Genomic DNA, 21,059 nt, shown 5'->3' on the forward strand with positions numbered 1-21,059 from the left:
GCAATCAAAAAGATCAATCAACCCCGGCTACAAAGAACAAAAGCATGAGTCACGATCCTAATTGCTTGTTTTGCAAAATATCGCAAGGTTTAATTCCCTCGGCTAAGGTCTATGAGGATGAAGAAATTTATGCCTTCAAAGACATTAATCCCGCAGCGCCAGTACATTTTTTAATGATTCCTAAGAAACATATTCCCATGCTGGAATCAGCGGAAAGCGCAGATGCCCCTTTGCTGGGTAGAATGATGGAATTAGCGCCTCGGCTCGCCAAAGAGCAGGGTTGCCGTCCTGGAAAAGATGGCGGCTTTAGATTAATGGTGAATAACGGTGCGGATGGTGGGCAGGAGGTTTATCACTTGCACTTGCATGTGATGGGCGGACCCCGCCCCTGGAAAAAGTAAGGCATGTAAGCAACGCAAGTAAGAAACTGAAGTAAGAAATTAAGGCATTCCAAGGAGATTCAAAATGGGTTCATTTAGCATTTGGCATTGGTTAATTGTTTTAGTGATTGTGATGTTGGTCTTTGGTACCAAGAAATTGCGCAACATCGGCCAAGATTTAGGCGGTGCTGTTAAAGGCTTTAAAGAGGGCATGAAAACTGGCGAAGAGACAAAAGAGCAAATTGCACAAAGTGCTACCGCTTCTGAAAAAACCGTTGATGTTCAAGTCAAAGACGTAAATAAGTAATCCCTTTTATATCGCGATAGTTGAAATAAATATGGTCTTATTGATTGCGATAAATGATTGATTTAGGGGTTTCAAAACTTGCGTTGATAGCAGTGGTTGCTCTGGTAGTGGTTGGACCAGAGCGTTTACCAAAAGTGGCGCGAATGGCTGGCAATCTTTTTGGGCGTGCTCAGCGTTACATGGCAGACGTGAAGTCTGAAGTCAATCGACAAATGGAGATGGAGGAATTTAAAAAATTCCGCGAAGAGAGCGCCTCTGTTTTAAAAGAAGTCGAGAACAGTATCCATTCGGTTGCCAATGAAGCTAGCGCAAATCTAACTGATCAGGCTGACATCTTCGAAACCAGCTTTGAAAAGCCCCCACTTGATGAAAAAGAAGTGCTACGAAAAACGAAGCGACAAGGTCGCAATAGCTGGGGCGTCAGGCGCGCCGCAAGACCAGTTTGGTTTAAGCGTAGTTCCGGTATTCGTACTCGAGTGCAGTCAGGCGCAGCACGAATGAAGCGTTTTCATCACAGTGCGGGCAAGTAATAGAAGCAGTACAAAGAATCAATATAAATAGCAATTAAAACCATAAAAAGTAAAAGACAGCTTGCATGACTGATAACAACACTACTGAAGATTCCGGAATTCAGGAATCTTTCTTATCGCATCTCTTTGAGTTGCGCGATCGCGTAGTGAAGTCTGCTTTGGCAATCATCGCAGTGTTCGTGTGTTTGGTTTATTGGGCTCCAGATATTTTTCATCTCTTTGCCCAGCCCTTGCTGCAAGCATTGCCAGCCGGAGGTAAGATGATTGTGACGGATGTTACCGGTTCATTCTTTGTGCCCATGAAGGTGACGATGCTGGTAGCGTTTTTGATTGCCTTGCCTGTAGTGATGTATCAGTTGTGGGCTTTCATTGCACCAGGTCTTTATTTGCATGAGCGCAAACTTATTCTGCCTTTGGTTGTTAGTAGCTATACCTTATTCATCATTGGCATGGCATTTGCTTACTTCTTGGTATTTCCAACTGTATTTAAATTCATGGCTAGTTACAACGCTCCACTTGGTGCGGAGATGTCCACGGACATTGATAACTATTTGAGTTTCGCAATGACCACCTTCTTGGCTTTTGGCATTACTTTTGAAGTGCCTGTTGTGGTGGTAGTTCTGGTTCGCATGGGCATGGTCTCATTAGCAAAGCTAAAAGAAATACGCCCATATGTGATTGTTGGTGCTTTTGTAATTTCTGCAGTCGTAACGCCACCAGACGTCTTATCTCAATTACTCCTAGCAGTGCCAATGACTTTGCTCTATGAGCTTGGTTTGCTTGTCGCCCGCCTCTATGTGCCTAAGTCAACCGAAGATTCTGCGGCAACAGCTTAAGCTGGCTCCGAATCGGTTTGCTTGCTAAAACTTTTCGAAAAGGTCGTCCCTAGCCAGTCAGTGACCTGGTCGAAGCGATAACGTCTTTGGCGTAAATTGCCTTCAGTATCCATATCGGATCCTGCAAAGGCTTTTCCGGCGGCTAATAATGCGCGACGTTGCTGAATGGTTTCAATCTGAATCAGTCTGGGCAATATTTTTGGTAGTTCCCATCTAATGTCGACAACGACGCAGTGTTCATGTTGAAGCTGACCTACTTCGCAGAGTAAGAGCTCTGCTTTAGTAAAGTTAAATTGATTGGCTATGATGAGTCGGTGGCAAAGTAAAAGCCAATCTTCGCTGAGTTTATATTCGGCGTGGTGATTCAATGCGATATCAGCAAATTGAGCAAGCTTGTACCAATCATTTTTCTTTGGCTCAGTACAGCTGGTCAATATCTTGCCTAGTAATGCTGTTGCATCGGCAATTCCTTGTTGGTGTGCTTGCCATATCCAATAAGATGCTTGTAGGCCACGAACTTTTTCTTCAATTTTCTCTCGCTTGCGCCAAAGATTCGCTCCCTTACGATATTGCGCTTGGGGGTGCCCAAGATCAGCTGCTCGATCAAAGCAACGGTCGCTTTCTTCGGCGCTATAGCCCGAGAACTGTGGGCGACGATAAATTTCTCCTAAGGCATACCATGCATCACGATCACCATCTTTTGCAGCAAATTCTAGCCAATGAGCTGCTTTTTTCAAAGAGGCGTTGGATTTTTTATCAACATTTGAATCTAACTGTGCAAGGCGCAAACCTAACGTGAGTTTTGCAGATGTAAGCCCAAGTTCGGCTGCTTGCTGAAGGGCATCTTCATTTTGATCTTCCAGCCACGCATTCCATAACGAGGAGAGGGCTTCGTTTTTCGGTTGTAGTTTTATTAACAGCTCTTTAGCTAATTGTGCAAATGGCTGATCGCTACTTGCAACTTCTTCCAGAAATTGTCGAGCCATTTTTTGTATGACGCCTATCTCTGGTGAGGCAATATTTTTTGTTTGAATAGACCTCTTTTTAAGCCAATCAAAAATTTGGCCTTGTGTTTCTTGAAATGTTGGGTTCGTGAGTAGATTGGCAAGCTGCCACTTCGCTAGCAAAACAGTTTCAATGGGCGCCGATATGGACTTGGAGAGATCCCACAAAATGTCCCATCCAAATCCAAAGGCGGGGGTATTAAATGTTTCAACAGGGGGGATAGTGGCAACTTGCCTTAAAACCCCCAGGATTTGGTCATTTCCCAGACTTTCTTGAGCTTCTTCCGGGTTTTGCAGGGATAAAAATGATTTTTCTAGCCAAATCAATGCATTAGCTGGCTGAATTGGTGTTTTGAATATTCCCGTAAGGTAGGCCTCAGCTAACTTTTGTTGCGCTAAAACATCACCCATGCGTGCTGAACTGAGGACTTTTAAGAATTCGCGGCTTGCCATATGACAATATTGTCATTCAACCGTCCAAAAAAGCAAGAAATAGGGGTCTTGTTGCCGTCATACAACGAAGAAAGCCAAAAAACTACCTTTTGACAAGCAAAAAGAGCTCCTAAATACTCCAACTCCCAGTCTAACAAGGCAAAAGGCTGAAAATTCTCATGTCCCAGCTTTATTTGGGCATTACTTTCAATTTATGGAGATTTACAGAATGAAAAAATCGCTATTCGCAGTTGCAGCTTTGTCAGCTCTTGCTGGCGCAGCTCAAGCTCAATCCAGCGTAACCGTTTACGGTATCTTGGATGTTGGCTATATCGGAACTAACCAACGCGTTCCCTCTACTACAACTACTGCTGGTGCTAATACTGCTGCTTACAAGCAGACCACCAATACACTTGGTCAATCTGCTGAATCTACAAGCCGTTTGGGTTTCAAAGGCAATGAAGATTTGGGCGGTGGTACATCTGCTTTCTTCACAGCTGAATTCCAGTTATACCCTAACGATGCAAACCTTGAAGGGTCAAGCGGTGCATTGAACACAGGCACTTCCTCCAATCCTTATGGTGGTTTAATTAACCGCCAGTCATTTGTTGGTCTTAAGAAGAATGGTATTGGCTCGGTATCTATCGGTACCCAATACACCCCAGTTTACTTGGCTGGTGCAGGTGTTACTGCTGGTCAGTATGCAAATATGGTTGGTAGCGTAATCTACGCTGGTAACGGTAGCGGAACTACAAGTTCTGGTTTCACAGTTCGTGCTAACAACTCTATTTTTGCTGAATCAGACACATTTGCAGGTTTCAAAGTAAATGGTATGTATCAAGCAAATAACAACAACAGAACTGAAACGCTTGCTCCTTATACAAACTCTAATGCTTCAACCGGTGGCGTAACAAACGTTAGCGGCTGGGGTCTAGGTGCAAACTACACATGGCAGAAATTGTATGTAGCAGCCGGTTATCAATCATTTAGCAACCAAACTTCTGCTTCTACTAATGGTATTGGAGCTTTGCCTTCAGGTGCAACAGCAGCTACTAACGGTTTAAACCTTACTGACAATCAAGGATTAGTTGGCGCTACTTATGACTTTGGTATCTTGAAGGCTTATCTTGGCTGGACAACCCGTACAGCAACAAGCAAAGTTGATTCAAGCTACTACGCAAAGCGTAGTGGTCAAGAGATTGGCGTACGTAGCTACATCACTCCTGTTATTGAGAGCTGGGCTAGCGTAGGTAACGGACGTTTCCAAGGTTATGGTCAGTCCATTCCAACAGCTAATTTTGTTGCGTGGCAGATCGGTACTAACTACTACCTCAGTAAGCGTACTAATTTGTACGGTATCTTTGGTACAAACAACAGCTCTAACACAAGCACTTCTGCTATTTTCCCGAATGGCGCAGCAAGTGGAATTAACCAGTACGCAGTTGGTGTTCGCCACACTTTCTAAATATTGGCTAGGCTAACCTAGTTAAATTTGAAAGCAAGCCCACTACTTAGTAGTGGGCTTTTTTTATCCTTATTTTGGGCTTCAGTTAATTGCTTTGTGGCTGGTGGGCTAATATCTATAGTCATGATGAATAAATATGAGTTAGCTATCGAATATATTGAAAAGGGGCAATTCCCTAGTGCGATTAATATTTTGCGAGATATCCTTAATCGTGATAAGGAGTCTGTAGACGTTTTACACGCATTGGGTTTAGCGCTAGCAAGTAGTGGCGATCTAAATGAAGCCAAGAAAGTATTCCAAAAAATTCTTATGATTGACGATAGTGTTGCTGAGGTGCACTACAATTTGGGCAGAATTGAAGAGCTTAGCGACAGGAATTCTGATGCATTGGTTCAATACAGTGCTGCATTGTCAATAAATCCGAGTTTCTATGAGGCGCTTATCAGTAAAGGCATGATTTTGAATAGCCTTTGCAATTACTCTGAAGCCTTGGTATTGCATAAGAATGCGATTGCCTTGAATCCTTTGGCATCCGATGGTTGGGCAAATGCTGGCATTTCATATGCGGGTCTTGGTAGGTATGAGGAGGCGCTCGTTCAATTTGAAGCTGCTCTCAAAATTGATCCCTTACACCCTTTTCTCTACGGGCAATATTTATTTGCAAAAATGAAAATATGTCACTGGGAGGGGTATCAGGGGGATAAAGAAAGAATAGCAAGTCAAACCTTAATGCGATCTGAGGTGTCTGAGCCATTTCCTATTTTGGCAATTAGCAACGACCTAGAGTTGAATTTAATGAGCGCCAAAATATGGAGCGACACTAAATTTCCAAGGCGAGATGATTTGGGCAATTTTGACCAGAAAGGATTGAGTAAAAAAATAAAGATTGGCTATTTTTCTCCAGATTTTCGCGAGCATCCAATAGCTGGATTGACTGCTGAATTGTATGAACTTCATGATAGGAATGAATTTGAAGTAATTGCATTCTCCTGGGGGGCAAAAAAATCTGATCCAGTTCATCAGAAAGTCAGGCGCACCTTCGATATTTTTTTAGACATAGATAATTTAAGTGATTATGAGGTGGCTAAAATTTCTAGGGAGATGGGGGTTAATATTGCGATTGATCTTGCTGGTTATACGCAAAACTCTAGAACAGGAATATTTGCTTTCCGAGCAGCTCCAGTCCAAATAAGCTATCTAGGCTATTTGGGAACTATGGGCGCAGACTATATTGACTATTTAATTGCAGATCGTGTTTTGGTTAATTCTTGTGATGAAAAATACTATTCAGAAAAAATAATTTACTTACCGAGTTACCAGGTAAATAACCGCCATAGAACGATTTCAGATAGAGTTTTTACTAAGGCTGATCTGGGAATCAAAAATGAAGATTTTGTTTTTTGTTGTTTCAACAACAACTTTAAGTTTTCACCGGATATGTTTACTTCTTGGCTGAGCATCTTAAATGCAGTTGAGAAAAGCATGCTACTTCTTTATGCGGATAGTGAAGCAGCCAAAAATAATTTACGAAAATTTTCAAGGGATTTTGGTATTTCTGAAGAGAGAATTATTTTTGCGGGGCGTTTGCCACCATCTGAGTATTTAGCTCGCTATCGTGTGGCAGATCTTTTTCTAGATACTTTTCCCTATAATGCTGGTACAACCGCCAGTGATGCTCTGTGGGCTGGGTTACCAGTTTTGACACTCAAAGGAAACACATTCTCAAGCCGAATGGCTGCAAGTCTTTTAACTACATTGAATTTAACAGAGCTAATAGTGGATTCTCTTGAGGATTATGAAAAAACGGCAATAAGACTCGCAAAGAATTTCAAAGAGATGGCGCATTTACGAAAAAAATTAGCCATACAGAAACATGACTCGTTATTGTTTAATACCCCCCAGTTTGTTGCCAATTTGGAAAGGTCTTACCGAATTATCAATGCACGACACCAAAATAACTTGCGACCTGAAAATATTCTCATATAAAAATACTCGAGCTTGGCTTAGTGTTTAGTGGTTAAGTTGACCCAGTTTTTTCGCAAAATTTCAGTTTTTGCTTTTTAGTCCATCCCTGATTTCTCTCAACAAAAGAATATCTTCTGGCGTAGGTGGAGCTGGCGGGGCATCGATGATGCGAATCTTATTGACGACCTTCACCATTTGAAAGATCACGAATGCTAAGAGAATAAAGTTGATCGAAATGGTAATGAAATTGCCGTAGGCAAAGATAGGAACACCAGCTTTTTTGAGGGCATCAAAGGTTCTGGGTACCCCATCCGGAACGTGCCCAAGGACAATGAACAGATTGGTGAAGTCAATATGACCGCCCAAAAGGGTAGAAATCACTGGCATGACGATGTCATTTACAAGGGAATCAACGATTTTTCCAAAGGCTCCACCGATGATCACACCTACCGCCAAATCAATCACATTTCCCTTAACTGCAAAGTCCCGAAATTCCTTCAAAACACCCATAATTCCTCCCTTTTTTGTCCAAATGCTGGTTAACTCGAGATTAACCCTATAACTTTCTTGCTTACCCCACTTTTTACTTTAAAATCCTACCTTTAAGCAATTTCCACCCATAAATACCCTTTCTAGGAATTTTGTAAATGAGTGACAAGCCCTGTATGGACAAGGATCGCCGTAATTGGTTGATCGCCACTTCCGCAGTTGGTGGTGTAGGCGCAGCAGCAGCCCTTTACCCGTTTGTAGACAGTTTTGAACCTTCTGAGCGCGCAAAAGCTGCTGGTGCGGCTGTTGAGATCGATATCACTGGCATGAAGCCTGATGAGATGAGAACTGTTGAGTGGCGTGGTAAGCCGGTATGGGTGATCCGACGTACACCTGAGCAAGTGGCTGAACTATCTAAGTTGGATGGTGAATTAGCAGACCCAAATTCTTTGCGCGATCCAGCTCAATTCACTCCTCCATATGCTCAAAACCAATGGCGCTCAATTAAGCCTGAGTACCTTGTGGTTGTGGGTATTTGTACTCATTTAGGCTGCTCTCCAACCGCAAAATTCGAAGCAGGCCCACAACCTTCTTTGCCAAACACTTGGCCGGGTGGTTTTCTATGCCCATGCCATGGATCTACTTTTGATATGGCAGGACGTGTTTACAAGAACAAGCCTGCTCCAGACAATCTTGAAGTGCCTCCTCATATGTATTTGAGTGATACCAAGATTCTGATTGGCGAAGATAAGAAGGCCTAAGGAGAGATAAATGGCATTTCAAGAAAAACAAGTTCCAGCCAACGCTCCAGTAGCCCAAAAAGTATTGGCTTGGGTTGATTCCCGTTTCCCGTTGACGTCTTCAATTAAGGCGCACTTAACCGAGTATTACGCACCTAAGAATCTGAATTTTTGGTACTTTTTTGGCTCTTTAGCTATTGTCGTTCTAGCGCTCCAGATCATTACTGGCATTTTCTTGGTGATGAACTACAAACCAGATGCTGCCAAAGCATTTGAGTCTGTTGAGTACATCATGCGTGAAGTGCCATGGGGTTGGTTGATTCGTTACCTCCACTCTACGGGCGCATCCATGTTCTTCGTGGTGGTCTATTTGCATATGTTCCGTGGCTTGATTTATGGTTCATATCGCAAGCCACGGGAGCTCATCTGGATTTTTGGTTGTGCAATCTTCTTGTGCTTGATGGGTGAAGCCTTCTTTGGTTACTTACTCCCATGGGGTCAGATGTCATATTGGGGCGCACAAGTGATCGTGAACTTGTTCTCCGCAATTCCATTTATCGGCCCAGATCTTTCTTTATGGTTGCGTGGTGACTATGTTGTAGGTGATGCAACATTAAATCGCTTCTTTGCGTTCCACGTTATTGCTATCCCATTGCTATTGATTGGTTTAGTTGCTGCTCACATCATTGCTTTGCATGAAGTCGGCTCAAACAATCCTGATGGCGTAGAGATTAAAGAGAGTTTGGATGCCAATGGCCATCCAGTGGATGGAATTCCGTTCCACCCTTATTACACAGTTCATGATGTGTTTGGTTTGGGCGTGTTCTTGATGGTATTTGCTTGCATCGTATTCTTCGCCCCAGAAATGGGTGGATATTTCCTTGAGGCGAATAACTTCATTCCTGCAAATCCCTTGCAAACGCCTCCGCACATTGCACCGGTTTGGTACTTCACACCGTTTTATTCAATGTTGCGTGCGACAACTTCTAACTTCTTGTTGCCGTTGTGGATTTTCTTGGCGGTGATTTTGGGTATGTTTGCAAAGAGCTCGAGTGATAAGAGGGTGAAAGCAATCTGCGCAGCTATTGCAGTAGTGTTGGCTGGCGGCTTCTATTTATTTGACGCGAAGTTCTGGGGTGTTGTAATCATGGGCGGTTCTGTTGTGATCATGTTCTTCTTGCCTTGGCTTGATAAATCACCAGTTAAATCGATTCGCTATCGCCCACAATTCCATAAATATATTTATGGTGTTTTTGTGGTGAGCTTTGTGATTTTGGGTTACTTGGGAATTCAGCCACCATCACCAGTCTTTGAAAAGATTTCTCAGATTTGTACGATTTACTATCTGGGCTTCTTCTTGGCAATGCCGTTCTGGAGCAAGCTTGGCACTTTCAAGTCTGTTCCAACACGCGTTACTTTTAAGTCCCATTAATCGAGAATCTAGAGAGAAATTAGGAACTAGTATGAAACGAATTCTGCAAACTTTGATGGGCGTCTGCCAGGCGGCAGTATTAGCTGGCGCCCTTGGTTTAAGTGTGAATGTGAGCGCGAATGAAGGCGGGTTTCCATTAGATACGGCACCCAACCGCGTAAGTAGCAATGCTTCTTTGCAAAATGGTGCAAAGCTGTTTGTGAACTATTGCTTGAACTGCCATGCAGCTTCCAGCATGCGTTACAACCGCTTGCGTGATATTGGGTTAACAGATCAGGAAATCAAAGATAACCTCATCTTGAACGATGCCAAAGTTGGCGATTTGATGACAATCTCAATGACGCCAAAAGAAGGCAAGGCATTCTTTGGAAAAAATCCTCCAGATTTATCTGTAGAGGCTCGTGCACGTGGAACTGATTGGCTCTATACCTATCTGCGTACTTTCTACAAAGACGATGCTACTCAGACTGGTTGGAATAATTTGGTATACCCAAGCGTAGGTATGCCTCATGTTCTATGGCAGCTTCAGGGCGAGCGTGCGGCTAAGTTTGAAGAGCGCAAAGACCCGCATGATGAAGGTAAGATGGAAAAAGTCTTTGTTGGGTTTGAGCAGTTAACGCCAGGCACAATGAAGCCGCAAGAATATGATGACAATATTGCTGATTTAGTGGCGTTTATGTCTTGGATGGCTGAGCCAGTCCAACTTGAGCGCAAGCGTCTTGGCGTTGTTGTGCTGATTTTCTTAGCCATCTTCACACTATTGGCTTGGCGTCTGAACAAGGCTTACTGGAAAGATATTCATTGATAATTGAGGTCCTTACGGACCTCAATTAAATAGTGATTTAAGTTGGTGTTTTGTTGTATTGAAGTAGAAATTTAAGGAAATAAATTTATGATGGTGTTGTACTCGGGCACAAATTGCCCATTCTCGCAACGCTGCCGTTTGGTGCTTTTCGAAAAAGGCATGGATTTTGAAATCCGCGATGTTGATTTATTCAATAAGCCAGAAGATATCTCAGTAATGAATCCTTATGGCCAAGTTCCGATCTTGGTTGAGCGCGATTTAATTTTGTATGAGTCAAATATCATTAATGAATATATTGATGAGCGTTTTCCGCATCCACAGTTAATGCCCCCTGACCCAGTTGCTCGCGCACGCGCACGTCTATTTCTCTTTAATTTTGAAAAAGAGTTATTTGTGCACGTAGCTGCCTTAGAAAATGAAAAAGGTAAGGCAGCCGAAAAAACACACGACAAAGCACGTTTAGCAATTCGTGATCGCTTGACACAACTCGCGCCTATTTTTGTAAAAAATAAGTATATGCTTGGCGATGAGTTCTCAATGCTTGATGTGGCTATTGCCCCATTGTTGTGGCGTCTTGAGCATTACGGAATCGACTTATCACGCAATGCCGCACCTCTTTTAAAGTATGCGGAGCGTATTTTCAGTAGACCCGCTTACATTGAGGCATTAACTCCTTCCGAGAAGGTAATGCGTCGCTAAGCGGTGTCGCTATAAGTCAGAATGTCTGACATTCCGAGCAACAAACCCTATCTAATCCGTGCCCTACATCAGTGGTGCACGGATTTTGGTTTTACGCCTTTTATAGCCGTATTTGTGGATGCCAGAGTTGAGGTGCCGCTAGAGTATGTCAAGAATAATGAGATCGTGCTTAATCTGTCACTTGAAGCTTGCCATCAGCTCCAAATTGAAAATGACTGCATCAGTTTTCAGGCGAGGTTTGGTGGTATTCCTAGAAGGATCATGGCGCCTGTTAGTCATGTGCTTGCAATCTACGCTCGAGAAAATGGGCAGGGGATGTCATTTCCGTTTGAGTCTGATTGTGTAAAGAATTTGAATATTGCTGACGATGTCTATAAAGACCCTGAAAAACCAAAATCTGGCAAGCCGTTTTTAAAAATTGTGAAATAAGGATTTCGATGAAATTTTCTATAGAGCGTATTCATGAGATAGCTTCGAAAATTTCTCAAAAGAAATGGGGGCTTTTGAAGCAGAGGTCGCCAATAAGAGAATTTAATGCTTACCCAAATGTGCTTTGTGTATTTCAAACTTTTAATAAATCACATCTAATAAGATTGGTTCTTAATCCCTTCATAAAAAAAGGATTTAAAAATATTATGCTATTCGCAGATGGCTGCATAGATAGCACATTGACCAAGGCACACTCTATTTTAAAGGGTAAAAATCATACAGTCATTGCGGTTAATGATTTGCATGAGATAAAAAATTATCGGTTTGCATTAAATTCTGAAGCGGCAAAAAATTGTGAATTTGCCTTGTTAATGCAAGATGATGATTTATATCCAATGGATTTTTCATGGCTCGATTATGGCTTGGAAATGATGAGAAGAGATCCCAAATTGATTGTTATCGGGTTTAACAAAGCAATAAACTACATCCAAATGAGGTCTGCAAATGAAACTTTTGAATCCGATACCTTTGCTATGCGCGATGGCCTGGTTGGGATGCCAAATAGTTGGTTTGGGCGAATTGTTACGACACCAATTAATGATGGTCCTTTTCAATATTGTCAAACGGTTACAAGGGCCCCACATCTAATTAGAATCTCAAGTTTCAATGAATTAACTGGCTTCGACTTTTCTTTTGAGCCTTATCATGACGATGATACAAATTATTGTTTTGAGTTATGGGCCAAGGGCTTTAGGGTCGGCTACATTGGTGGCGTTCCGATTGCCAGAGATATTGGTGTAGGCGGCATGCGGTTAAGTGAAAGCTTGATGATAAATAAACGCCCAATTCATTTAAAGCGAAATCACAACATCTTATTCGAACGATATGGAGATTTTATTAACTCGGGAGCTCTTGATGAGCTGGTAGAGGATGCCAATGAGAGGTTGCTAGAAGATTCACCTAGTGGAAAATAGTTATGATAATAGCATCGATTCTTTTCGTATCATTATTCTTTCTTTTTTTGGCGCTGCCATTAAAAAATTTCCTAGAAATTAATCGTGAGCATAAAAAAGCGATTGCTTGGGAGAGCTGGCTTGAAAATAAACCCAGCAAAGAAATGTACTGTGAGCAACATGGCTGCCCTCTTGATGCCCCAGTTTGTGATTATTGCGGATCTAAAAGGCAGTTACCAAGCCTAGAGATGGTAATTGTTTCTCAACCAAAGTTTGGATTTTTTTCCAATACTTTTGAAGGCTATATGCACTACAAAACATATATTTGCACTGGTTGTGGTTGCGAGCTTTTTAGGGAAAAGTATGAGGCATGAGTCTAATATTCCAATCGCCGCTTTAATTTCTGTTTGTTGTTTAAAGGACATTGCAGTTTGGAAAGTTGCCGCCCCAAGAATTGTTTCAAATATATTGGCAAAAAAGTATTATGTTGTAGTGCCAAAAATGGAAATTGAAATTTTTAAGAAAAATACGCCATCTTTATTTGAGGTCGTTGACGAGGAGGAGGTAATAAAAGGTGTTGATTTAGACTATGTTATGAACTTTATGCCCCTTGGAAATAAGGGTAGAGCTGGATGGTATTTTCAGCAATTCCTTAAAATAGGTTTGGCAGAAAAATTATCTATTGCAGATGAAGATATTATTGTTATTTGGGATGCGGATACTGTGCCGCTGAAGGAGATAATTTTTTTTAATGAGGGTAAGATCAATTTGTTTATTGGCTCTGAGTATCATCCCCCATATTTTGAATTACTTCATCGGCTAACTGGCTTTGGAAAACTATTTGAGTTTAGTTTTATAGCGCAATCTATAGCCTTTAAAAAAAAATGGCTTTGCGAGTTTCTATTTTGCTTAAGCGCAAATGGAAAGTTGTGGTATGAACATATACTTGAGAAGGCTGACCTATCACAGATATCTGGTTTTAGCGAGTATGAATCATTAGGTACATATATGATGCAACTCCATTCGGATGAGATATTAATATCTGATCAAGCATGGGAAAGGCGCGGCTCCCAACGTTTTAAAGGTGGTAATTTATCTTTAAAATGGATTGATCCATTTGGGCAGGCCAATCCGAGTTTAGCTTTTATTACATTTGAAGATTGGGTTGAGTAGTATTTAAGGCAAAAATAATGTAAAATTATTAGAATGCCCCTTTAGCTCATCTGGTAGAGCAACTGATTTGTAATCAGTAGGTGGTCTGTTCGAGTCGGACAAGGGGCACCACTATTGTGTGGCAATAATTTGACAAGATAAGTTGGCCAGTGTCTCAAGTAAATATAATTCTTATCCACTTGGGCTCAGGTGAGCTTCCAATGCATTTGATAGAGTCTATTAAGATTTTAGTCCGCATTGCATCTAGGTCAAAAATTCATTTGTTAATAAATAGGTCAAATGCGCAAAGTTTCTCGCATACATCAATCTTAAATAAGATAAATCTAATATTTGTTGAAGACATTAATGAGAGCGTCGAAACAAAGGCTTTTTCCGCTTTAACAACGCTCGACAAAAAGTTTAGAGATGGCTTTTGGTTTAATGCTTCAAATAGATTTCACGTTTTAGCAGACTACATTAATCAACACTCAATTTGTAATGTACTGCATTTAGAAAATGATTATGTTATTTATTTTGATCCCAGTAACTACTTAAGTAGTTTTGAGGGATATTCTGAATTTTCCGTACCGCTGGATCGAGTTAGAGCTATTCCAGGCGTAGTTTGGATTAAAAACCCTGCTGTGGCAAAAGACTTATCCAGACATCTATTAGAAAATCCAGCCAACAATGACATGTTAAATTTGGGTGAATTTGTTAGGAAATATAAATATGCGAAGCCATTGCCAACAATCCCCCCGCAATTAGTGAGAAGTTATGGGGCAGATTTTAAGAGATATGCTCAAGGCTATGAGATTTTTCATGGCATCTTTGATGCCGCTGCAATTGGCCAATACATTGGGGGTGTGCATTGGCTAAACAATCCAAACGATACTTTATTCTTTTCAAACGAATCTAGTGATTTAAGAATGGAGGATGCTCATTTTACTTGGGGGGCTTCTTCAGGAGTTAGGTCGCCCTTTCTTACTATTGATCAAGATCTAATTCCGATTTTAGGTGTTCATGCACACTCTAAAGATTTAAATGGAGTTTCTCCATTTAATAGTGGGGTGCCGGATTCGATTGAGTCAATTGTTACGGGGGAGAAAATTCAATCAATTGCTGATCTAACTATTGCTACTAAAGAAATTGTTGATTTTCATGGCAGAGAAAACATTAAATCAAGGGATCTAATCATACTAGATCAAGATCATGCTGGAAACTTCCTTTTTCCATCGGAAAAAGTCATTAACGAGATATCAAAAAACAAGATATTGTTTGTCTATACTCACTTGATCCCTTTTTTTAAAAAATATATTGCACCGCGACTCAAGTATGATTTTATTTTAATTTCCCATAATTCTGATCATTCGGTGACCATCAATGATCTTGGATTATTAAATAATCCTGCCTTAATAGCTTGGTTCGCACAAAATTGTGAATTTGCGCATGAAAAATTAAAGTCTATACCTATTGGATTAGAGAATAAACAGTGGGGTGCAGGTAAGACCAATCAAATTTTTTCTGTTGCAAAGAATAATTTACATAGAAGACTGGTATATTTAAATTTCTCCATCAATACTCACATTGCCCGTTTAAAAGCATTCAACATATGTTCAAAAATACCAGGAGTGACTATTGAAAGTGGCCTGGATTATGGTGAATATCTAAAGAACCTTGCGAATCATAAATTTGCTATATGCCCTAGAGGCAATGGAATTGATACACACCGTTTTTGGGAGTGCCAGTACTTGGGCGTAATTCCAATAATTCTTAAAAGTGATTGGACTGGCTCCTATTCTGATTATCCTGTGCTCATAGTTGAGTCATGGGAGAATTTAACTGGTTTGGATTTGGAAAAGATGTATATACGAATAGCAAATAAATCATTTACTAGATTTTCCCTGAATATGAATAATATTTCAAAAGCCATTATCGAAAGTTGTGTTTTATGAAAAGAGGAATTATCTCTATTTACTGGGGTGATGAATCTAAGCTTCCTATCGAGCGCCTAAAAAGATCAGTTAAAAAATTTCACCCCGATCTACCTCATGAGGTTATTAAGGTTGATGCTCCAGGGGGAGCTCCAAGTAGCCTAAACCAAAAGGCTGCAATGTCTGATCTTTCGCCTTTTGATGAAACCCTCTTTCTTGATCTAGATACTGTTGTTTTGGGCAATTTAGAATTCGGCTTTGAAAAAGCAAACCAATTCGGAATGGCTGTAGCAATTTGCGAAGCCCCGTGGGGTAGGCGTTACTCTAAAATTTTTACTGGCGATGAGGTGGAGTACAACACTGGCGTATTATTTTTTACTAAACAGGCAAAAAATGTATTTGATAAATGGAAAGAACTAGCTCCCTCCGTCGATTCATCCATTATTGGGGTAAATGAGCAGGGAGTGTATACAATGCCTGCAAATGATCAGGGCTCTTTCGCATTAGCAATAGAGCAAACTGGTTTTAATCCCTTCATATTGCCCTTAAATTGGAATTTTCGTCCACAGTGGCATAAGAGTTTTTTTGGACCTATAAAAATTTGGCATGATTACGCCGATCCGCCAGAATTTTTTAATGAGATGAATGAGTATTACAGTAGCAAAGACGCGATCATTCAGTACCATCAAGGCTAAATGATATAAATGAGTAACCTACAAATAATTAGTAGCCCTGATTCCTTAAATGGAGCTTTGGAGACATGGTTTATTCAAAATGAGGTTTTTGCAGGCGCCCCTTATTCTCTTGGAATAAACCCAGCTCAATTAGGCGGTTCTTCAGTTATTTATTTAGAATTAAATCAAATCAACCTTGATCTAATTCGTCATATTAAGTCTATTGGAAATAAAGTCATTCTTTACCATATGGGCGGTGAGCGGCTCGATAAAGATATATCTGCTTATGCCGAGTGCGATCTTGTGATTCGCAATTATTATTTTTCTAGCATAATTAACGGCGCAGCAATCAATACTAAAGTTTTATGGGCTCCTAATGGATTTAGAACAGGCGTTGGCCCAAGGGATAAAAATGATTTAAAAAGAACCCCTCAACGTCAGTGTCTTGCAGCCTTTCTTGGCTGGATCAATAATGCAGCCTCTTATAATAATGAGCGCGTTAGCTTTGCCGGCCCAGCTGCTGCCTGTGGCGAGAACTTATATGTGATGCCATCCAACGGATTTGCTGGCGGCTATAACATTGGCTTGTATTCGGCGATTATGGAGGATAGTATCTTTGCCCCATGCCCATCTGGCAATAATCCCGAAACAATTCGTCTCTATGACGCTCTAGAGTTAGGTTGCATACCAATTTCTTTATCGCATGATTTTTTGTGGTCAAAAGATGCTTTAGCAATGCTTGGCAATGTTCCTTTTCCAATTCTTAGTTCATGGCATGAGTTGCCAAAATTTCTAGAAGAAATGAAATTAAAGTGCGTCACCAGTCCAAACGAAATCCTTGAACTTCAAAATCGATGCATTGATTGGTGGTCAAGCTTTAAGATTGCTATGCAGCAAAAGATTGCCAATAGAATTCAGGCTCTTTAGTTTTTACCAAGAAGGTTGCTGCCTCTTGTTTCGGGTAAAAAGCGAATCGCAATAATTCCGGCTAATACAAGAAAAATAATTGGATACCAAAGTCCTGCAAGTTGATTGTCCAGGGATTGATTTAGCCAGGCAACAATCAAAGGAAGTAAGCCTCCAATCCATCCGGCAGCCAGATTATGAGGAAGGGTTGCGGCACTATTTCGATTCTTGGCTGGAAATAATTCAGCCAAGACGGCAGTTTGAGGGCCCACCACTAATGCAAGTAAGCAAGATAAAAACATCAATATCAATGCCAGACCAAACAAAGCGCCTGGGCTTCTAAGGGCTAAGTACAAATTTCCTAAAAATGTGAGAGATTCAAATGCGGGGTAAATAAGTAATGCTCCCAGAGAAATTCCAGTAAGAATGACAGGTTTACGCCCGACCTTATCAGATAGCCACCCGGCAAATACAGTAAGTGGGAGCAACGCTAGCGTAGAAATAATGCTGAGCTTATCGACTAAGGTTGAGTCAAGTTTGATTGATGTTTTTAGAAAAATTGCTACATATACCTGTACGCAAAAAAATAAAATTGCACCACTTGATGAAACGCAAAAGAATAGTAAAAACATTCTTTTGCGAATTTCTCCATCCTTAAAATTATTGAGTAATTGCGACTGAGTTTGACTCTGTTTGCTTAGCTCCAAAAATACGGGCGTCTCTTCTAGTGATCTGCGAATATAAAACGCGATCGCCAGGAGTAATAGAGAGATCCAAAATGGTATGCGCCAACCCCAGGATTGAAATTCCTCTGGGGTAAGCCATGTTTGTAGCAAGGAAATCTGAATAGTCGATGCCAGAATTCCTAAGGGACCCATGAGTTGCAGAAAGCTGGTTTTAAACCCCCTTTGCTTGTTGCCTGCATGCTCGGTAAGGTAAACCGCTCCGCCACCAATTTCTCCGCCGGCGGATAGTCCTTGCAGTAATCTAAGGGCGACCAACATAACTGGCGCCCAGATGCCAATTTGGGCGTAGGTTGGCAAGAATCCCGCACAAACAGTTGCAGCGCCCATTAAGCCAATCGTGATCATGAAAACTGGTTTGCGCCCGATGCGGTCACCTAAAGAGCCAAATAGAGCCGAGCCTAGTGGCCTGACCACCATGCCAACACCAAAAGTTGCTAAGCTAGCCAGAAGGCCTGTATTTGGATCGCTTGATGGAAAAAATAATGGTCCAAAAATGACTGCTAAGCTGGCAAATGTAAGAAAGTCATACCACTCCAAAAAGGTGCCAAAGCATGTTGCGATTGCCACCTTTCTATATGAAGATTTTTGCTTAACCTCGTTGCCTGCTGACTTTTCTAGCTTGGTCAATTTATTCGGAGTCTGACGAGGATTCAATTAATGGGGTAGATAAGTTCTTTGCAGGTTTTACGCCGAGCTCACGCACTCTCTCTGCGGAGCGTATTAGATTACCCTTACCAGTTTTAAGTTTATTGAAGGCATCGTGATAACTGGTTTGCGCTTGATCGAGTCGTTGACCTAATTTTTCAAGGTCATCCACAAACCCTACAAATTTGTCATAGAGATTGCCGCATTGTTTAGCAATCTCTAGAGCGTTACGATTTTGGTGATCTTGCCTCCAAAGGTGGGCGACAGTGCGAAGGGTTGCCATTAACGTACTTGGGCATACCAGCACAATATTCTTTGCTAGAGCCTCTTGGTAGAGATTTGGAGCTGTCTTTAGGGCAAGCAAGAAAGCAGGCTCAATGGGAACAAACATTAATACAAAGTCTACAGAGCTAACCCCATATAGTGAGCTGTAGTTCTTGTCTGATAGCCCTTGAATATGTTGACGCAAAGATTGAATATGAGCAACTAGTTCGCGCTCTGCAGTATTGGCATCTGTAGTTTCAGCATGTTTTGCATAGGCCGTAATAGAGACTTTGCTATCTACCACAAGACTTCTTCCCTCTGGTAGCTTAATTACTACGTCGGGCTGAAGGCGTGATCCATCGCTTTGGGTATGACTATCCTGAACAACGTACTCTTCACCTTTACGTAGACCTGATGATTCAAGAATGGACTCGAGGACAAGCTCGCCCCAATTGCCTTGAACTTTGGAGTCACCCTTTAGAGCCTGAGTTAAGGAGCGAGTTTCATCGGACATCTTTAAGTTGAGATTGGCTAGGCGTTCAATTTCACTTTTGAGAGCATGTCGCTCACGCGCTTCATTGCCATAGGTATTACTGACCTGCTCTTTGAATTCTGTGAGCTTGGTCTGTAAGGGCTTTAACAGTGCATCAAGACTGGCAGCATTCTGTTCGGTAAAACGCTTTGATTTGTCCTCGAGGATTTCATTAGCGAGGTTTTTGAATTGATTGCTAAGCGCTTCTTTAGCTTCATTTAAGGCCTCAATTCGATTTAGGCCTTGTTTGCGTTCAGACTCTAGTTCGGCCTCTAGGCGAATTGCATTTTGCAATGCTTGGTCGCGCTCGGCTCTTAGAGTATCGGCCAACGATATCTCACCTTGCTCCTGAAGCTCAAAGCGTTTCAAATTCGATCGAAGGTTAAAAACATAAACCAAAAGGCCTGCGCACAATCCTAGTGGCAGGCCAAATAGTAAAAGGGAGGCTAAATCAAAGGTCACGTACTAAATGCAAAGGCTGATTAGGCTTTTACGAGTTTTTGTAATTCGCCAGACTGATACATCTCGGTCATGATATCGGAGCCGCCAATGAATTCACCATTGATGTAGAGCTGAGGAATCGTTGGCCAATTTGTAAATTCTTTAATGCCCTGACGAATCGCTGGATCTTCTAAAACATTCACGGTATGTAGCTTTTCAACACCGCTAGCACGAAGAATATTGACAGCATTTCCAGAGAAACCACATTGTGGAAATTGCGCAGTACCTTTCATGAACAGCACAACTGGGTGGCTGGTAATGATTTCTTTAATTTGATTTTGGGCATCCATAATTTTTCCTAAAATGCGTTAATACTGTAAAAAATGATTTATCAGTTTGGTGACCCTAATTTTAAGACTTAATCCAAAAAAAGACAGTCGCTGATTTACTTCCTGGCTGAAACAACCCTCGGGTGATAAGCTAAATCTCGATGGACTTGAATATCGACTAATCCTGCTGTCTTCATTAGGCCAACTACCGCATCAGACTGATCAAATCCATGCTCTACGGCAATAAGACCCCCTGGCTTGAGATGCATGGGGCATCCTATGATGATTGCCTCAAGACAGCTCAGTCCAGTGGAGTGGTCTGTTAGGGCATCAATTGGTTCAAAACGCAAATCTCCTTGATTGAGGTGTGGATCTTGATTTGCGATGTATGGTGGGTTGCTCAATATGACATCAAACATTACGTCTTCTTTGAGGGCTTCGTACCAACTGCCCTGAGCAAATTCAATGCGTGTTTCAAGCCCTAAGAATTTAGCATTTAATTTAGCGATTGAAAGCGCTTCAGTGGATTGGTCTGTGGCAATGACTTGAGTATGAGATGCCTCGTTAGCAATAGATAGTGCAATAGCGCCCGATCCTGTGCCTAAATCTAAAATGTTTGGATGCTTTACTTTGCCCTCAAGTCGTTTGATTTCTTGAAGGGCTATATCAACGAGTAGTTCCGTTTCTGGGCGTGGAATCAAAACACCGGGCGCTACTTGAAGCTCAATATTGTGAAATCCTCGCTTGCCAATAAGGTAGGCAACTGGCTCACCATTTAGCCTCCTAGATTCAAGTGATTGCCATTCCTCTAAAGCTAGTCCATCAAGCTCCATTTCATCACGAGAAACAAGCGTTGAGCGAGGTAGCTGGTAGTGCTTATTCAGCACGTATGCCATCAAAATATAGGCTTCATTGCGAGGGAGTGAAGTGCTGCCCAATAAGGATCGCAGACTCAAGTCCTTATTCATAATGG

The 21,059-nt window shown here is 41.5% G+C and carries 22 protein-coding genes and 1 tRNA gene; 17 read left to right on the forward strand and 6 right to left on the reverse strand.

Going from position 1 to position 21,059, the window contains the following annotated elements; genetic code table 11:
• Window positions 1–44 precede the first annotated feature (44 nt).
• The 4 genes from IC571_RS00620 (at window position 45) to tatC (ending at window position 2,053) form a co-directional block, all read left to right on the forward strand.
• On the forward strand, window positions 45–401 hold the full coding sequence (locus tag IC571_RS00620; protein ID WP_173954900.1) for a histidine triad nucleotide-binding protein: 357 nt from the start codon (window positions 45–47) through the stop codon (window positions 399–401).
• A gap of 64 nt (window positions 402–465) precedes the next feature.
• Entirely contained in the window at window positions 466–687 is a 222-nt protein-coding gene (gene tatA / locus IC571_RS00625) for a Sec-independent protein translocase subunit TatA (RefSeq protein WP_215316756.1), read from the forward strand.
• Between the two features lie 53 nt (window positions 688–740).
• Window positions 741–1,217, forward strand: coding sequence for a Sec-independent protein translocase protein TatB (gene tatB / locus IC571_RS00630; RefSeq protein WP_215316758.1), 477 nt, complete (start codon window positions 741–743; stop codon window positions 1,215–1,217).
• Window positions 1,218–1,282: 65 nt separating this feature from the next.
• A complete protein-coding gene (tatC, locus tag IC571_RS00635) occupies window positions 1,283–2,053 on the forward strand; it encodes a twin-arginine translocase subunit TatC (protein ID WP_215316760.1) in 771 nt (256 codons plus the stop codon).
• Here the strand turns inward: tatC and IC571_RS00640 are convergent.
• The gene (locus tag IC571_RS00640; protein WP_215316762.1) at window positions 2,050–3,510 is read right to left on the reverse strand and encodes a tetratricopeptide repeat protein; all 1,461 of its coding nucleotides are present in this window, start codon (window positions 3,508–3,510) and stop codon (window positions 2,050–2,052) included. The genes tatC and IC571_RS00640 overlap by 4 nt on opposite strands.
• A 208-nt stretch (window positions 3,511–3,718) precedes the next feature.
• Here IC571_RS00640 and IC571_RS00645 point away from each other — a divergent pair, with 208 nt between their 5' ends.
• Window positions 3,719–4,954: a porin gene (locus IC571_RS00645; RefSeq protein WP_215316764.1), complete on the forward strand. Its 1,236-nt coding sequence runs from the start codon at window positions 3,719–3,721 to the stop codon at window positions 4,952–4,954.
• Between the two features lie 27 nt (window positions 4,955–4,981).
• Window positions 4,982–6,940: a tetratricopeptide repeat protein gene (locus IC571_RS00650; protein ID WP_215316766.1), complete on the forward strand. Its 1,959-nt coding sequence runs from the start codon at window positions 4,982–4,984 to the stop codon at window positions 6,938–6,940.
• 60 nt (window positions 6,941–7,000) lie between these two features.
• Here IC571_RS00650 and mscL read toward each other — a convergent pair whose 3' ends face one another.
• On the reverse strand, window positions 7,001–7,429 hold the full coding sequence (mscL, locus tag IC571_RS00655; protein WP_215316768.1) for a large conductance mechanosensitive channel protein MscL: 429 nt from the start codon (window positions 7,427–7,429) through the stop codon (window positions 7,001–7,003).
• A 137-nt stretch (window positions 7,430–7,566) separates the two neighbouring features.
• Between mscL and petA the strand changes: the two genes are divergently transcribed.
• From petA to IC571_RS00710, 11 genes are all read left to right on the forward strand, one after another.
• Window positions 7,567–8,169, forward strand: coding sequence for a ubiquinol-cytochrome c reductase iron-sulfur subunit (gene petA / locus IC571_RS00660; RefSeq protein ID WP_215316770.1), 603 nt, complete (start codon window positions 7,567–7,569; stop codon window positions 8,167–8,169).
• Window positions 8,170–8,179: 10 nt separating this feature from the next.
• Window positions 8,180–9,580, forward strand: coding sequence for a cytochrome bc complex cytochrome b subunit (locus tag IC571_RS00665; protein WP_215316772.1), 1,401 nt, complete (start codon window positions 8,180–8,182; stop codon window positions 9,578–9,580).
• A 31-nt stretch (window positions 9,581–9,611) separates the two neighbouring features.
• Window positions 9,612–10,385 (forward strand): cytochrome c1, encoded by a 774-nt coding sequence (locus IC571_RS00670; RefSeq protein WP_215316774.1) that lies wholly within the window; start codon window positions 9,612–9,614, stop codon window positions 10,383–10,385.
• Window positions 10,386–10,472: 87 nt separating this feature from the next.
• Window positions 10,473–11,084, forward strand: coding sequence for a glutathione S-transferase N-terminal domain-containing protein (locus IC571_RS00675; protein WP_173954911.1), 612 nt, complete (start codon window positions 10,473–10,475; stop codon window positions 11,082–11,084).
• Between the two features lie 21 nt (window positions 11,085–11,105).
• On the forward strand, window positions 11,106–11,513 hold the full coding sequence (locus IC571_RS00680; RefSeq protein ID WP_215316775.1) for a ClpXP protease specificity-enhancing factor: 408 nt from the start codon (window positions 11,106–11,108) through the stop codon (window positions 11,511–11,513).
• An 8-nt stretch (window positions 11,514–11,521) separates the two neighbouring features.
• Complete coding sequence (locus IC571_RS00685; RefSeq protein WP_215316777.1) at window positions 11,522–12,487, forward strand: glycosyltransferase family 2 protein; 966 nt, start codon at window positions 11,522–11,524, stop codon at window positions 12,485–12,487.
• 234 nt (window positions 12,488–12,721) lie between these two features.
• Window positions 12,722–13,639 carry a hypothetical protein gene (locus tag IC571_RS00690; RefSeq protein WP_215316779.1) on the forward strand — a complete coding sequence of 306 codons (918 nt, stop codon included), beginning with the start codon at window positions 12,722–12,724 and terminating at the stop codon, window positions 13,637–13,639.
• A 35-nt stretch (window positions 13,640–13,674) separates the two neighbouring features.
• Window positions 13,675–13,750: transfer RNA gene (locus IC571_RS00695), tRNA-Thr, on the forward strand.
• Between the two features lie 38 nt (window positions 13,751–13,788).
• The gene (locus tag IC571_RS00700) at window positions 13,789–15,570 is read left to right on the forward strand and encodes a glycosyltransferase family 47 protein (RefSeq protein WP_215316781.1); all 1,782 of its coding nucleotides are present in this window, start codon (window positions 13,789–13,791) and stop codon (window positions 15,568–15,570) included.
• Window positions 15,558–16,244, forward strand: a complete 687-nt coding sequence (locus IC571_RS00705) for a hypothetical protein (RefSeq protein WP_215316782.1) — start codon at window positions 15,558–15,560, stop codon at window positions 16,242–16,244. Before IC571_RS00700 ends, IC571_RS00705 begins: the two co-directional genes overlap by 13 nt.
• Window positions 16,245–16,253: 9 nt before the next feature.
• Window positions 16,254–17,150, forward strand: coding sequence for a glycosyltransferase family 47 protein (locus IC571_RS00710; protein WP_215316784.1), 897 nt, complete (start codon window positions 16,254–16,256; stop codon window positions 17,148–17,150).
• Here the strand turns inward: IC571_RS00710 and IC571_RS00715 are convergent.
• The 4 genes from IC571_RS00715 to prmC all read right to left on the reverse strand — a co-directional run bounded on the left by IC571_RS00715 (window position 17,147) and on the right by prmC (window position 21,054).
• On the reverse strand, window positions 17,147–18,529 hold the full coding sequence (locus IC571_RS00715) for an MFS transporter (RefSeq protein ID WP_251373439.1): 1,383 nt from the start codon (window positions 18,527–18,529) through the stop codon (window positions 17,147–17,149). The genes IC571_RS00710 and IC571_RS00715 overlap by 4 nt on opposite strands.
• Window positions 18,504–19,646, reverse strand: coding sequence for a DNA recombination protein RmuC (locus IC571_RS00720; RefSeq protein ID WP_251373441.1), 1,143 nt, complete (start codon window positions 19,644–19,646; stop codon window positions 18,504–18,506). Before IC571_RS00720 ends, IC571_RS00715 begins: the two co-directional genes overlap by 26 nt.
• 152 nt (window positions 19,647–19,798) lie before the next feature.
• A complete protein-coding gene (gene grxD, locus IC571_RS00725) occupies window positions 19,799–20,107 on the reverse strand; it encodes a Grx4 family monothiol glutaredoxin (RefSeq protein WP_215316787.1) in 309 nt (102 codons plus the stop codon).
• Between the two features lie 95 nt (window positions 20,108–20,202).
• A complete protein-coding gene (gene prmC, locus IC571_RS00730; RefSeq protein WP_215316789.1) occupies window positions 20,203–21,054 on the reverse strand; it encodes a peptide chain release factor N(5)-glutamine methyltransferase in 852 nt (283 codons plus the stop codon).
• Window positions 21,055–21,059 lie beyond the last annotated feature (5 nt).

The sequence above is a fragment of the Polynucleobacter sp. MWH-UH2A genome (assembly GCF_018687195.1).
Lineage (GTDB): Bacteria > Pseudomonadota > Gammaproteobacteria > Burkholderiales > Burkholderiaceae > Polynucleobacter.